10 protein-coding genes and 2 pseudogenes are annotated in these 14,263 nt (G+C 46.4%); all 12 read left to right on the top strand.

The features are described from left to right. Positions 1–1,074: 1,074 nt before the first annotated feature. Complete coding sequence (locus Q4A89_RS10305) at positions 1,075–2,064, top strand: stage II sporulation protein M (protein WP_303185356.1); 990 nt, start codon at positions 1,075–1,077, stop codon at positions 2,062–2,064. Then, positions 2,045–2,977: a hypothetical protein gene (locus Q4A89_RS10310; RefSeq protein WP_303185358.1), complete on the top strand. Its 933-nt coding sequence runs from the start codon at positions 2,045–2,047 to the stop codon at positions 2,975–2,977. Before Q4A89_RS10305 ends, Q4A89_RS10310 begins: the two co-directional genes overlap by 20 nt. 9 nt (positions 2,978–2,986) lie before the next feature. Then, entirely contained in the window at positions 2,987–3,634 is a 648-nt protein-coding gene (locus tag Q4A89_RS10315) for a DUF4129 domain-containing protein (RefSeq protein WP_303185359.1), read from the top strand. Next, complete coding sequence (locus Q4A89_RS10320) at positions 3,621–5,120, top strand: DUF4350 domain-containing protein (RefSeq protein WP_303185361.1); 1,500 nt, start codon at positions 3,621–3,623, stop codon at positions 5,118–5,120. Before Q4A89_RS10315 ends, Q4A89_RS10320 begins: the two co-directional genes overlap by 14 nt. A gap of 1 nt (position 5,121) precedes the next feature. Beyond that, a complete protein-coding gene (locus Q4A89_RS10325; protein WP_303185363.1) occupies positions 5,122–6,093 on the top strand; it encodes a MoxR family ATPase in 972 nt (323 codons plus the stop codon). Then, the gene (locus Q4A89_RS10330; protein ID WP_303185364.1) at positions 6,093–7,406 is read left to right on the top strand and encodes a DUF58 domain-containing protein; all 1,314 of its coding nucleotides are present in this window, start codon (positions 6,093–6,095) and stop codon (positions 7,404–7,406) included. The genes Q4A89_RS10325 and Q4A89_RS10330 overlap by 1 nt, the downstream gene beginning before the upstream one ends. Positions 7,407–7,970: 564 nt before the next feature. Next, positions 7,971–8,675: a hypothetical protein gene (locus tag Q4A89_RS10335; protein ID WP_303185365.1), complete on the top strand. Its 705-nt coding sequence runs from the start codon at positions 7,971–7,973 to the stop codon at positions 8,673–8,675. 62 nt (positions 8,676–8,737) lie between these two features. After that, on the top strand, positions 8,738–9,460 hold the full coding sequence (locus Q4A89_RS10340) for a hypothetical protein (RefSeq protein WP_303185366.1): 723 nt from the start codon (positions 8,738–8,740) through the stop codon (positions 9,458–9,460). Positions 9,461–10,593: 1,133 nt separating this feature from the next. Then, positions 10,594–10,854 (top strand): annotated as a pseudogene (locus tag Q4A89_RS10345) (T9SS type A sorting domain-containing protein); the annotation flags it as partial. 660 nt (positions 10,855–11,514) lie between these two features. Next, positions 11,515–11,973 carry a DUF5004 domain-containing protein gene (locus Q4A89_RS10350; protein WP_303185367.1) on the top strand — a complete coding sequence of 153 codons (459 nt, stop codon included), beginning with the start codon at positions 11,515–11,517 and terminating at the stop codon, positions 11,971–11,973. A gap of 18 nt (positions 11,974–11,991) precedes the next feature. Continuing rightward, entirely contained in the window at positions 11,992–13,539 is a 1,548-nt protein-coding gene (locus Q4A89_RS10355) for a M12 family metallo-peptidase (RefSeq protein ID WP_303185369.1), read from the top strand. Between the two features lie 270 nt (positions 13,540–13,809). Continuing rightward, positions 13,810–14,263 (top strand): annotated as a pseudogene (locus Q4A89_RS10360) (hypothetical protein); the annotation flags it as partial.

Raw genomic sequence — 14,263 nt, forward strand, 5'->3', positions numbered from 1 at the left:
TGGTTAATTGTTAATGGTTATGCGTGGTACATGCCGAACCATGTACCCGGCAAATAACCATTAACCATTGACAATTAAATAATGGTTACGGTGTATATCCACGGTGCGTACCATGGTTATTCCCACGCCCCCTCCCCCCAAAAAAATATTCGCGTTGATTCGTGCCATTTGCGTAATTTGCGTTCGGACATTGTATACCGATGCGCATTTCTTCGCATGGTGTGTGCGAGCCTCCTCGCAGAGTACATGCAAGCCTCCTCGCAGGGTGCCTGCGCACTACCTCGCAGGGTGTGTGCGCACCGGCTCGACGGGCGAAACGCTATCCGGATCATTTGACAGCTTCTCTGAAATCGGTGATGATACGGTGTCGACTCCCGTTCCCGGCTGCGAAAACAGCGTCGTTGGGAGAGGAATTCACGATGACGATTTGTGCCACCTTATTTCTTTTTCTTCGCCTAATTCGGATACTTCATTCGGGGGTAAGTGACCTGCCGAAAATGAATTCCATCGCTCTGTCATTAGCTTGTCCCATGATACGGTTGGGTTTGTCTTCGTCCGTGAGAGGGCGCGACCGCAATCCTTTTTCCGAACCGTTCAGATAGAGGGTGTGTCAGAACGCAATGTTTGGGCACACCCTCTTTAGGTGTGTAAGAAAGGGTGAAATTGGGGGGCGCTAAGGATGAGGGCGAGGGAGCATACTAAGGTATGTAACCGAGCTCACATTCCGCAAGTAACGAAGCATTTCGCCCGTTATGACACACCGCTGCTATGGTATGCCGTATCCCAAAAGAGGGTGCCGTTGAAATCGAAGACTACTGCTTTTATGCTCATGTCAGGTATCATTTTTGTTGTAAAGATAACTCTTTTAAATTAATGCACAGACTTTCGTCAATCATACAATCCGCCGGCACACAAAGCGTCCTGTTTGCGCAAAATCATATCGATCGCGAAAGAACGGCTGAAGGTCCTTGCCCTATTTGTCCGTATCGGCTGTTTTTTTGCCTGCCTTCGTTTTGCGTAAACACATGAAAAGATTACTTTTGTGCTGTTTTATCAACAATAAACGGGTCAGAGTTGAAAGAAGTTTCGTTCATACGGCAAAACATCGCCAAGTGGCAAGGTCTGGAAGAGGTGGTCGCATCGGCCGACACGCAAGACCCGGGACGCCTTGCCGACGCGTATACCGAAATCACGACCGATCTTTCGTTCTCGCGCAGCCATTATCCGCGGTCGCGCATCACGACTTATCTGAACAATCTGGCATCGGCGCTTCACAACGCACTGTATAAAAACAAGAAAGAGAAACGGTCGCGCATATGGCGCTTTTGGAAAGAAGAGCTTCCGCTCGTGATGTACGAGTCGCGCCGCGAACTGCTCTATTCGTTTCTGGTATTTCTTTGCAGTATGCTGATCGGAGCCTTTTCCGCGCTGTACGACGATACGTTCGTGCGGCTGATTCTGGGCAATGCATACGTCGATATGACGCTCGACAATATCCGCAACGGCACACCGATGGCCGTCTATGACAGTCAGGGCGAACTGGGGATGTTTTTGGGCATTACGTCGAATAATATCTATGTCTCGTTCCGGGTCTTTATTTCCGGGCTGCTCACCGGTCTGGGTACGGGCATGATGCTCCTTTACAACGGCGTGATGGTCGGAGCGTTTCAGACGTTCTTTTTTCAGCAGGGCGTAGGAACGGAATCGCTTCTCTCGATCTGGCTTCACGGCGCGCTGGAGATTTCGTCGATCGTCGTGGCGGGCGCCGCCGGCTTTGCGATGGGCAACGGATGGCTGTTTCCGGGTACTTATCCGCGCGGATATGCTTTCCGGCAAGGCGCTAAAAGGGGATTGAAAATCGCCGTGGGACTCGTTCCGATGTTTATCATCGCCGGATTTATCGAAAGCTTCCTGACGCGGCATACGGAGCTTCCCGATGTGCAGCGGGCTGTATTTATTCTGCTCTCGCTCGCGTGCGCAATCGTTTATTTCGTGATGTATCCCCGCACCGTATGGAAAAACAAACATCATATATCATCAGACAATGGAATACACCAATCCTAAAATTCGTTACTATCGGGTACGTACCTTCAGCGAGAAGCTGAACATCACGTTCGATTACCTCCGCGAGAACTGGCGTGTCATCCTCCGCTTCTCGCTTTACCTGCTTCTGCCGTTATGCATTTTTCAGGCTTTTGCCCTCAATTCGTATGTCTCGACTTATGTGGAGTTTCTGAAGAACCCGGACCACCCGAAAGACTTCCTGATGCGTTTCGTGCTTCAAGGTGGTGTGTATATTCTTTTCTATATGATAGGCAATATGGTCCTGTCATCCTTTATCTATGGCTTGATGCATGTATATGATTACCGTCCCGAACGACTTACAGGGTTGATGTTCGGCGAATTTAAGGGTACCTTCCTCCGGTTTCTATGCAAATGCGTCCGCATCATCCTGTTTTATAGCGCCATCACAATTATGGTGGGAAGCATCGCAGGAGCGCTCGCAGCGTGGTCGATCTGGGCCGTTGTCGTCTATCTTCTTTTCGTAGCGATCGGCGGACTGATCATTATGTCGCCGATGGCGCTCTTCGGACCGATGTATCTCTTTGAAGACCGGCCTTTTTTCGAGACCTTGCAACGGGCGTTCCGCTACGGCATGTCGTTTTGGCTCGAAATATTCGGAATCCTCTTTATCTTCGGACTAATCGGAAGCATTATCAACACGGTCACGTACTTGCCTTGGTATCTGGTTGTGGTCGTAGCGCAGCTGTTCACTCTCACCTCGCCCGATTCGGCGATCGACCAGTCGCTCTGGTATCAATTGCTGGTTTATGTGCTGGGGATTATCCAGTCGTATGGTTCTTATATCGCACAGATCGTGGGGCTGATCGGGATTGCATTCGAATATTTCCATATCCGTGAGAAACGCGAGGGCGTCACGGTCGAAACGGAAATCTCTAACTTCGCCAACCTGTAACGCGCAAGCATGCTTCACTCCGCCGATACGATACGATACAACACCGACAAGATAGCCGAATATCAGGCCGATGCCCGTTACGACTATAACAGTCAGCTGCAAATGTCGGACGTCAGCCTGACGGATATCATCCGGCGATGGCTGGGGGATATCCTGCGGGGGTTATTTCGCAATGCCGCGGACGACACTATTTATTCCTTAACCGGATGGATACTTATCGGCCTTGTCGTGTTAGTCCTCGCACTTGTCGTCTATTTGATCTGGAGAAAGCATCCCTCTTTGTTTATGCGCGAAAAAAACATGTCGGGTCTCGCTTACGAGGTGGAAGAGGAAAACATTTACGGTGTCGATTTTGAGAAAGAGCTTTCCGCGGCTTTGGCCTCGAGCGACTTCCGGTCGGCCGTTCGCATCATATACTTACAGACCCTCCGTTTTCTAGCCGATAAGGAATGGATCGACTGGCGCATCTTCAAGACGCCTACCGAATATATGTACGAATTAAAGCCGGCGACGTCGCGACCGGCGTTTCGCGATTTTACAAATCGTTTTCTGCAGGTGCGATACGGCAATTATCAGGCCACGCCCGAGCTGTTCGCCGCTATGCGCGAGTTGCAACGACAAATCCGGGAAGGAGGGGAGGAACATGAAGGGGAGTAAACTCTATTTCGTGATACTCGGCGCATTTACGGCGCTGGCCTTTGTGTTCCAGTACTATTCGCCGAAACCGTTCCGATGGACTCCGACGTTTTACCACAATGACCGCCAGCCCTTCGGTTGCTACGTGTTCGACGAGGTGGTCGGGACGTCGGTCGTCGCGTACGAAGTCCTGAACCGTTCGCTTTATGAAACCTATATGGCGAGCGTCGATACGTCCGGGCTGTGGGAGGAACGGAAAGATTCGCTGATGGAGGATGAGACATACGGGATTGAAGAGGCAGAAGAATATTTCGGGGAAGAAGCGTGGGACAATGAATTAGATTCCATCCATTTCAATGAGGAAGAAAGCCCTTTCTCCGCATGGAATGCGGAGGAAAACATCCTCGATCTACCGGAGCCGGAACTGTTGCCCGAAGCGGATCGACGCGCGATCCTCGTAGTCGAAGAAGACTTGTTGATGCAGTCGATCGATGTGAAAGCACTGTACGGTCTGCTTCGCCAAGGCAACAAGGTGATGCTTTGCGCATCGTGGTTCTCCGGCGCGTTATGCGATTCGCTCCGGTTCTCGACCGAGTATGATCCCGTCTTTGGCCTTGTCCGTTATTTCGAACGCTCGGTCAAACAAACCCGGCAGCGCGACAGCCTGTATTGGGGCGCCGACACGCTTCATGCCGAAGCGGTTTATGCAGTTTATCCACAGACGCATCCGTCTTACCTTCATACGGGCGACGACACGCTGCAAATCAGAGAACAAGAACTATCGTCTGAACACGATACACTTGCGAAACCTCGTTCGGACAAGATGAGATGCGATTCGTCGAGAGTCCTCGTCTGCGACGGGCAAGGACGACCGGTGGCGATACAGGCGTATATCGGAGATGGTGAACTCTTTCTGGTGACGACGCCGCTCCTCTTCACAAACTACGGCATGCTCGACGGTAATAATGCCTCGTATATCTTCCGTCTGCTTTCATGTATGGGGCCGTTGCCGCTCATACGGCTCGAATCGTACGGCTCAGGCGCGCAGGAGTCGGGCAGCCTGTTTCGCGTCCTCCTGAAGCATCCGCCGTTGCGTTGGGCTTTGTACACAGCCGCCCTGACGCTTCTGCTGTTTATGTTCTTCACCGCCCGACGGCGGCAGCGGGTGATCCCCGTCGTGCAGCCTCCCGCCAACGGGACGCTCCGGTTTACGCAGCTCATCGGTCGTCTGTATTATCAGCGGAAGGATTACAAAGAAATGATTAAAAAGAAATATCTGTATTTCTGCACGGACGTGAAACGGCTTCACGGGCTTGATTTGCAATCGGGCGAGCCGGCGGAAACACTCAACGGACGTTTGGCTCGGAAGATGGGGCTCCCCGCCGAAGAGGTATGGCCGGCCTTCCGCGAGCTGAACATGTTGCTGCACGACGATACACGGGCCGACGAGGCGGCGATGATACGCCATATCGACCGGATCAATGAATGGAAAAGCAAATTGAATTAATATGGAAGAAAGAGTAGAAACAATGGATTTGAGGGGGTTTACGGAGAAGATCGGCCGGATACGCGCGGCTATGTCGTCGGTACTTGTCGGGCAGGAGCGTACGGTCGATTTGCTGCTTACCGTGATGCTGGCCAAGGGGCATGTACTCATCGAAGGCGTGCCGGGCATCGCCAAGACCCTGATGGCACGGCTGATGGCGCAGCTCGTAGAGGCGCGTTTTTCACGCATTCAGTTTACGCCCGACCTCATGCCGTCAGATGTGCTGGGTACGTCGGTGTTTAACATGAAAACGAGCGAGTTCGATTTTCACAAGGGGCCGATTTTCGCCGACATCGTACTCGTCGACGAGGTGAACCGCGCTCCTGCCAAGACACAGTCCGCCCTGTTCGAGGTGATGGAAGAACGGCAAGTAACCCTCGACGGGACGACGTATAAGATGAGCCCGCTCTATACCATTCTGGCGACGCAGAACCCGGTAGAACAGGAAGGTACTTACAGGCTCCCCGAAGCGCAGTTAGACCGCTTCCTGATGAAGATTACAATGCAATACCCTACGCTCGACGAGGAAGTACGGATTCTGGAACGCCATCATGCAAACGCGCGGCTGACGTCGCTGGAGGCGATCCGCCCCGTCTTGACGGCCGACGAGTTGCTGCGGCTCAGCGAATGCGTCGGCAAGGTGTATGTCGAACCGTCTCTGCTGCGTTATGTGGCCGCCATCGTCCATCAGACACGCACGAGCAAGGCCGTCTATCTCGGCGCCTCGCCGCGTGCGTCGGTAGCGCTTATGCAGTCGGCCAAGGCCTTCGCGTTGTTGCAGGGACGCGACTTTATCACACCCGAAGATGTGAAATTCATTGCCCCGCCCGTATTGCAGCATCGGTTGATGTTGACGGCCGAAGCCGAGATGGAGGGACATACGCCTTCGAAAGTCATACGCCGCCTGATCGAAAAAGTAGAAGTGCCGAAATAATGTTCCTGAGCAAGCGGTTTTATATCTTCTGCGTGGCAGCCGTCATCCTGTTTCTGGCGGGCTACACCTTTCCCGTGTTATTCTTGGCCGGGAAAGTATTGCTCGTGGCACAAGCGCTGCTCTCGGCAGTCGACATCGCGCTGCTGTGGCGGAAGAAAAACGGAGTGTACGCCGAGCGTTCGTGTGCCGCCCGCTTCTCGAACGGCGACCCGAACCCCGTCCGCATTGCCGTAGAGAACTCCTACCCTTTCTCCGCACATATTGAGGTGATCGACGAGCTGCCCGATATCTTTCAGCGACGCGATATTCTTTTCCCGCTTCATCTGCCTTCCGGAGCCCGCAAAGAGATTGTCTATCAGCTGCGACCTGTGAAACGCGGCGAATATGGTTTCGGACACATCCGCCTGTTCGTTTCCACGACGATCGGGTTCGTCGTACGCCGTATCACGGCCGGTCAGCCTGCCCGCGTCAAGGTCTACCCCTCCTACCTCATGCTTCACCGCTACGAGCTGATGGCCATCCATAACAACCTGACCGAATTAGGCATCAAACGCATCCGCCGCATCGGGCATCATACCGAGTTCGAGCACATCAAAGAATATGTGAAGGGCGACGACTACCGCACCATCAACTGGAAGGCCAGCGCCCGCCGCCATCAGGTGATGGTCAACACGTATCAGGACGAACGGTCGCAACATATCTACAACATCATCGACAAGGGGCGCGTCATGCAGTCGGCATTTCGGGGGATGACCCTGCTCGACTACTCGATCAATGCCGCGCTCGTGCTGTCGTTCGTCGCGATCCGGAAAGAAGACAAGGCAGGGCTGATTACCTTCGCCGAACACTTTGAGACGTTCGTCCCCGCCGGCAAGCAGTCGTCACAGATGCAGCTCCTCCTCGAAAACCTCTACCGCCAGCAGACCACCTTCGGCGAAAGCGATTACTCGTCGCTCTACGTGCATCTGAACAAACACGTGAGCAAACGAAGCCTGCTTATCATTTACACGAATTTCGACCGCGTCATCGGGATGGAACGCCAACTGAGCTACATGCAGCAGTTGGCACGTCAACACGTGGTGCTGGCCATCTTCTTCGAGGATGCCGAGCTTCGCGACTTTGCCGCCCGCCGCCCCCAGACGTCCGAAGCCTATTTCCATCAGGTAATCGCCGACCAATTTCTCTACGAAAAACAATACGTAACGACCACGCTGCGCCGGCATGGCATCTATTCGCTCCTCACCACCCCCGAAAACCTCTCGGTCGATGTCATCAACCAATACCTTGAAATGAAGGCCAAACGCCTCCTTTAAGGCGATCTTCCGCTGCGGGCGTTGATTTGTTGAGGTGTTGGATGGAACAATGACGAATGACAATACCCTGCGGGGTGTTGAGGTATTGAGTTGTTGGCCGCGCTGAATACTGAATGCTTTCCACTGACAGCTGTAAAAGCCCCGCAGGGGTGTGTTAATTCAGCCCCATGTGTAGCAAAGCGAAGCGTTGGGGAAAAAAGAATACCCACTCCTGCGAAGAGGGCTGTAAGCCTGATATAAAATATTGATTTCTTGAATGGTTGAGAGGTTTTGCTTAAACAAACGTGCGTGCTTTGTGTAACTTTTGCGTTCCTTGCGGTTATTTTACCGCCAAGTTCGCAATGGATAAGGCAAAAGGCGCAAAAAACAAGCAAAATATTTGCATCTTATCAAAAAAATATTTATACCTTTGTCGTACATAACAAAAAAAGATAAAACTATGAAAAAAACAACCGATATTCCGCCCCACAAGCCGATGCGCCTCGCAAACCGCACCGGAGGCGCAGCGTAAAAGAAATATCCGGAACGCGAAAAGCAATTATCTATTTTAAAAAACAGAAAAACATGAAACAGCAAATCATTGTATTATTGATGACATTTTGCCCGATTGGTATTTTCGGACAAACATGGGACTATCCCGTTAAACCGGGAACGGAAGAGTGGAAGAAGATGGATTATCAGGAAAAAGTGCAACGTTCCCAGCCTTCAAGTGAAATTCTGAAAAATATGAATACAAAAGAACTTCTTGACTGCTGTCTGGAATATCCTTTTAATAGGGATATATTGCTTTTCAATAATCCAAATGAAAGGTTCTTAGACGTCTTTAACAATTCGACTGTTTGGAAAGAATTTATTTCAAGAAAGGATGCTTTTGCCGTATTTAGCAAATTCTACACCAGAAAATCATTGGATGATATTGCTAAAATTACAAATGAAAATATTCGAAACAGTGAAAGGTTTCAATTATATTTTTTGGAAAAAGTCGTTGCAGAAACATCTTTTATCGATAATCTTTCAATCTCTGACAAGAAAAATCTGATGCACATTATTCTGAATGTACATCTTGAAAAAAGAAAGTATCCTGATGAGTATGTAGGATTTGCTTATAATTCGTCATTGTCGGCACTTTATAGAGTGCTTCCAAGCGAACCCAAAGGGATAAGAAAGAATCCGGAGAAAGTTAAATCCTTAACGGATAACGAAAGATTCATTAATAATTCATTGGATAGAGAAATCATTGTATCTGTCCAAAACTTTTTATTACGATGAAAAAGACTGTTATTCTATTCTTTTTAATATCTGTCTTTTGCTTCTCGTGCAATAAAGATGAAATGAATAACGATAAAATCGAGATTGAGAAAAAAGACTGCACTGCGGCTTTCGGTACGCAAGGATTAACATTGTATACATTCAATCCATTTACAACGGAAGAATGGAAGAAAACAGACCATAAAGAGCTGGTTCGGAGAAGGCAAATACCCGATGATTTTTTGAAGAAAATGAATACCCACGAGCTGTTTATTCAGTTTATTCACATGGATATGGCTAAAGATGCCCTTTTGTTTAATACGAATCAACAAGGATTCCGTAGCACCATTAATCGATATAACATGTTGCAGGAGTTATACAAACGGGATGATATGCCCGATTATTTTATCCGGAAACTTCAAGAGGTGAATATCAAAGAAGTGAAAAACAACGAATGTCATTTTCATTATCTTTGTTTGCGGATGCTGTCGGCACAGAAGGAAGTCATCGGGAAAATGAATAAATCTCAGACATTGAATTATATCAACACCGTATCACAGATAATCACAGAGATCGCCGAATTGTCTTTTACAGATCCGAACTGGCAAACTCTTTCATCCTATGACTTTGAAATGATTGGGTATGGAAATATCATGATCAAATACGAATATCCGCCATTCATGGAACTTATGCAATCGAATAAAAAAGTCCGCCTGTATATGGATGGGTTTATATCATTGGACAAAGAATTAATCGGATTGATTGAAAATTGCATGATGAAGTTTTACAAACAATTAAACAGCTAAAGAAAATGAAAAAGATATATATAATTATACTACAAGTTTTATTCCTGATTTTTAACGGTAGAGTAGTTACTCAAGCCCAGCAGTGTTTTGATTTTTACAGGCCAACTCCTAATGGTACGAATGTGAAGGCATGCGAAGGAGGAGGACACTCACCCTTTGAAATACAACAGGCTGATATTCAATCACGAACATATGCCATAGAAGTGTTGGAAGGAGGAACAGATAGTTATAACTGTCATGCCTATGCTTGGCATGTAAGCGAAGGAGGTGATAAGGTTTGGATTAATAATATGAATAACGAAGCTCATAATGTAGACAATTACTGGTTGGATAACAGCTATTTTGAAGTTCCTTTTCTATCCGGAGTTGCAAATTTAAAAGTTTTTTATGGTTCAACCTATTTTGGAAATGATCATTCAGCTGTTACGACTACCGATCCAAATGTTTTTATATCTAAAATGGGATGTGGTGCTTTAGTAAAACATTATAAGAATAATTCTCCTTATGATCATTCAAATTTGAAATATTATATTCGGACACCTTCTATCTCCGGTCCCACGTCGGTCTGCGACCAAGCAACCTATACGGTAGAAAATCTGCCGCCGGGCGCAACGATACGATGGATTATAAAAGAAGGACTTAACAGAGGATTTTCAATATCGCCTCAAGGCGTTTTGTCTGCTTCTGTGCAAACGGCCATCTACGGTGCTCCCATAGTGATTCAGGCTGCTATTGAATATCCGGGTACACCAGAGATTAAATTAACCAAAAGCATCTCCACGATGCCTGAAAAGATTTCATTCTCCGTAAATGCAACCTATATGAGTGGTAATTACGTAAGCCCGCAATTATTACATGTAACGATTTCCGGGGTATCTTATGATATTTGCCCTCCGGGACAATACCGTTACATGGTAAACGGACATCCAGCGGTCGGCTACGAAAATGGGATGACGGTGGATTTGAGCTCGTCCGAAATCCGTTCAGACTTTTACCTGGCATTGCAGGATTATCCGCCTGATTTCATCTCTTCCGGAGAACTGGAGTTAAAGATTCTTTTTACTCCCCGGAATCCGAACTCGCAATCTGTTTTCGGAACCAATGGATGTATCATTGCCAATATGCGGAGGTCCTTCACCCTCTCGCCCAACCCGGCAACGGATGTAGTGACCTTGCAGTTGATGGAGACGGACGAAGTCAGCGGATTAAGCGTGCTCTCGACCGACAGAAGCACCTACGAAATCCAGCTCTGGAGCGGTATGACGATGCTGCGGTCGTTCCGGACGAATGAGCCGACGTTCCAAATCCCGATGGCCGGACTGCCGGCAGGACTGTACTTCGTACGCGTGGTCAAAGACGGACAGACATATACGCAGAAGTTGATTAAGAAGTGAGAGAAAAGTGAAAAACGAAAAGTGAGAAGTGAAAAGTGAAGCCCTGCGGGCGTTTAGATGTTGAATTGTTTATTTGTTGAGTTGTTTTAACTGTTGGCTGAAAGCTGGCTACTGACCGCTGACAAACCATTAAAAAGTGAAGCCCTTCGAGCGTTGAGTTGTTGAATTGTTTATTTGTTGAGTTGTTTTGGCTGATAGCTGACTGCTTGAAAACTGATAGCAGACCACTGTAACAGCCCCGCAGGAGTGTGTTAATTCAGCCCCATGTGTAGCAAAGCGAAGCGTTGGGGAAAAAAGAATACCCACTCCTGCGAAGAGGGCTGTAAGCCTGATATAAAATATTGATTTCTTGAATGGTTGAGAGGTTTTGCTTAAACAAACGTGCGTGCTTTGTGTAACTTTTGCGTTCCTTGCGGTTATTTTACCGCCAAGTTCGCAATGGATAAGGCAAAAGGCGCAAAAAACAAGCAAAATATTTGCATCTTATCAAAAAAATATTTATACCTTTGTCGTACATAACAAAAAATATAACACTATGGAAAAAACAACTGATATTCCGCCCGACAAGCCGATGCGCCTCGCAAACCGCACCGGAGGCGCAGCATGAAAGAAATATCCGGAATGCGGAAATCAATTATCAATTTTTAAAAACAGAAAAACATGAAACAGAAAATCATTTTATGGATAGGTGCCCTGTTTTTACTAATGGTGGGAGCAGGGTGCGAGAAAGAAGAATTAAAAGTGGAAGATTTCACTCATTTAAAATGTCCACTTGTACCAACGATAGGAGCTAAAGGCGATATTATTGGTACATGGAAGTTGATACAAACCATATCAGTAGTAGGCACCAAGGAAAATGTAGCAGTCTTCGATACCATGGATGTCTCATGCAAAAATGTGTATTATGAATTTAAAAAAGATAAGACACTTAGAGTAACAGGCAATGTTGGAAACATACCTTCCGGTACATACGAATATTTATATGTCGAGTTCAATACCTGTCCGCTGTGTCTTCCTGCACCAAATCTATCAATTAATAAATTTGACACTACATATTATTGTATTGTTGAACCGTATAAAATGTCAATTGATAAAACTATATTTATGCGAATCAAATAATTTAAAACTTATATCTATATGAAAACTCAAATTTTATTTTTCTTCTTGTTTGCATTTACTTTGCAAAACATGAACTCACAGAATCAAATGTATCGTGAAATACAAAATAAAAAAGGAAATACTGTTTTTCGGAAAATAAAGCCTTTTCAGGTATCGAAAGAGTATAATATTCCGTTGTCGAATCAATTCAAAGAAAAAGATGATCTGTTATTTTTTAAATACAATCCTTTAAGTATGAAAAATGCGGGAGAGGCGATTGATATAGAGATACCTCTGAACATTAATAGAAAAATGGAAATAGAGGTAGTAGATGTTACGGATACATATAATTATGAGATCGTAACAGATCAAGGACATAGATATCGACCCAATAAAAATATCAAACATTACCGAGGTGTAGTTAAAAACAATGTCAACAGTATTGTTGCACTGACATGTTTTGAAAACGAGATAATGGGAATTATTGCAACGGAAGATGGCAATTTCAACATTGCCTATGATAAAGTAACAGGTCTTCACGTTTCCTACAATGATAGAAATCTGAAAGATAAATATTCTTTCTTATGCTCAACTATCGAAGATGAATCTGTTATGTATGATGCAAAAGTTTTGCTAAATCCATCCGATGATGTTTTACTCAATCCTTCAAATATTCGCTCTACTACATTTAACATAAAGCACGTTCGGTTTTACTTTGAGACGGAATTTGATATTTATCAGGCACGTGGGAATAGTGTCTCATCGGTAGAGGCATTTGTAACCGCTCTGTACAACCAAGTAGCAACGCTTTATCGGAATGAAGGGATTTTTACGACAATATCAGAAATACATGTATGGACTACTACAGACCCTTACACTGAGAATAATACATCAGCATTATTGAATAATTTTCAGAATACGAGAACATCAATAAATGGAGATATCGGACAATTACTTACTTTTAGAAGCATCGGAGGAGGGAAGGCTGCAGGATTTAATGGTCTCTGTAATTCCTCAACTCGTCAGAAACTTTCAGTTTGTGGAATAGATAATTTGTTTAATGCTGTGCCCAATTATAGTTGGTCCGTCTTTGTCTCTACTCATGAATTTGGGCATTTATTCGGTTCCAGACATACGCATGCTTGTGTTTGGAATGGAAATAATACAGCTATTGACGGATGTGCCATACCTGAAGGGGGATGTACTAGGCCTCCTACACCGACCAATGGAGGAACAATAATGAGTTATTGCCATTTACAAGATGTTGGTGTTAATTTCAACCTTGGTTTTGGACCGCAACCGGGAAATGTGATAAGAAACAGTGTGAATAGTGCAAGTTGCCTGTCTTCATATTCCATTCAATTTACAGGGCCATCTATTATTTGCGGGCAAAACTCTTATACATATACAATTCAAAACCTTCCTCCTAATACAACTGTTACATGGAGCTCCAGCAATAACAGCATGACATTGATATCAGGACAAGGAACGCCAAATGCCGTATTTCAACAAACAGGATTTACAAATGGTGAAATTCGTGCTACAATAGCTCCTTTTACAACTTTGAGGTTTCCCATAACCATCTGACAGCCCTTCCTCTCCGGTCCTTCGGCTATCTGTAATCAGGCGACCTACACGGTAGAAAACCTGCTGCCGGGGCTACAAGAACAATGGCAGGTTCATCCGGGATTGCATGTATACGGACAAACAAATAACTCGATATCCGTAAGTAAGCAATCGCTGACCTCACCCATAGAAAAAGGTTGGGTAAAAGCAACTATTGTAGGAACCAATACAACATTTAGGAAAGATGATCTTCTTGTATGGAAGTCAGGCACAACGCAAACAAATGATTTATTGGCGGGACAGTTAGATGCTTCCGGAGGTCAAGTCGAAGCGGTATATCCAATTCAGGAGTTAGGCAGAAATTTTCGATGGTCTGCTTCCAATAATTGGCAGGCAATGATACAGGGCTATCACTTTACCGATTTCTCAGGCAACCCTCAGAGTGGTGCATCAAGCGTGTATATCACAGTCCGTTTCGATGACCCATGCGGATCGGAAACAATTATATACAAAGAATTTGAACTTCCTTCTACTTACAGTTTTAGCCTCTCGCCCAACCCTGTTACAGATGTAACCACTTTGCAGTGGAAATTATCCGGAGAAGCGATTTCAATGAATAGCAGCAGCCAAGTTACCCAACCTGTCGTTTGGAATCGAAGCACCTACGAAATCCAGCTGTGGAGCGGTATGACGATGCTGCGGTCGTTCCGGACGAATGAGCCGACATTCCAAATCCCGATGGCCG

Source organism: Tannerella sp., assembly GCF_030528505.1.
Lineage (GTDB): Bacteria > Bacteroidota > Bacteroidia > Bacteroidales > Tannerellaceae > Tannerella.

Excerpts from the sequence above, each read along its gene's own strand:
- Q4A89_RS10315 (WP_303185359.1), top strand. The coding sequence starts at position 2,987 with ATGCTTCACTCCGCCGATACGATACGATACAACACCGACAAGATAGCC.
- Q4A89_RS10330 (WP_303185364.1), top strand. The coding sequence starts at position 6,093 with ATGTTCCTGAGCAAGCGGTTTTATATCTTCTGCGTGGCAGCCGTCATC.
- Q4A89_RS10335 (WP_303185365.1), top strand. The coding sequence starts at position 7,971 with ATGAAACAGCAAATCATTGTATTATTGATGACATTTTGCCCGATTGGT.
- Q4A89_RS10320 (WP_303185361.1), top strand. The coding sequence starts at position 3,621 with ATGAAGGGGAGTAAACTCTATTTCGTGATACTCGGCGCATTTACGGCG.
- Q4A89_RS10340 (WP_303185366.1), top strand. The coding sequence starts at position 8,738 with ATGAATAACGATAAAATCGAGATTGAGAAAAAAGACTGCACTGCGGCT.
- Q4A89_RS10350 (WP_303185367.1), top strand. The coding sequence starts at position 11,515 with ATGAAACAGAAAATCATTTTATGGATAGGTGCCCTGTTTTTACTAATG.
- Q4A89_RS10325 (WP_303185363.1), top strand. The coding sequence starts at position 5,122 with ATGGAAGAAAGAGTAGAAACAATGGATTTGAGGGGGTTTACGGAGAAG.
- Q4A89_RS10310 (WP_303185358.1), top strand. The coding sequence starts at position 2,045 with ATGGAATACACCAATCCTAAAATTCGTTACTATCGGGTACGTACCTTC.
- Q4A89_RS10355 (WP_303185369.1), top strand. The coding sequence starts at position 11,992 with ATGAAAACTCAAATTTTATTTTTCTTCTTGTTTGCATTTACTTTGCAA.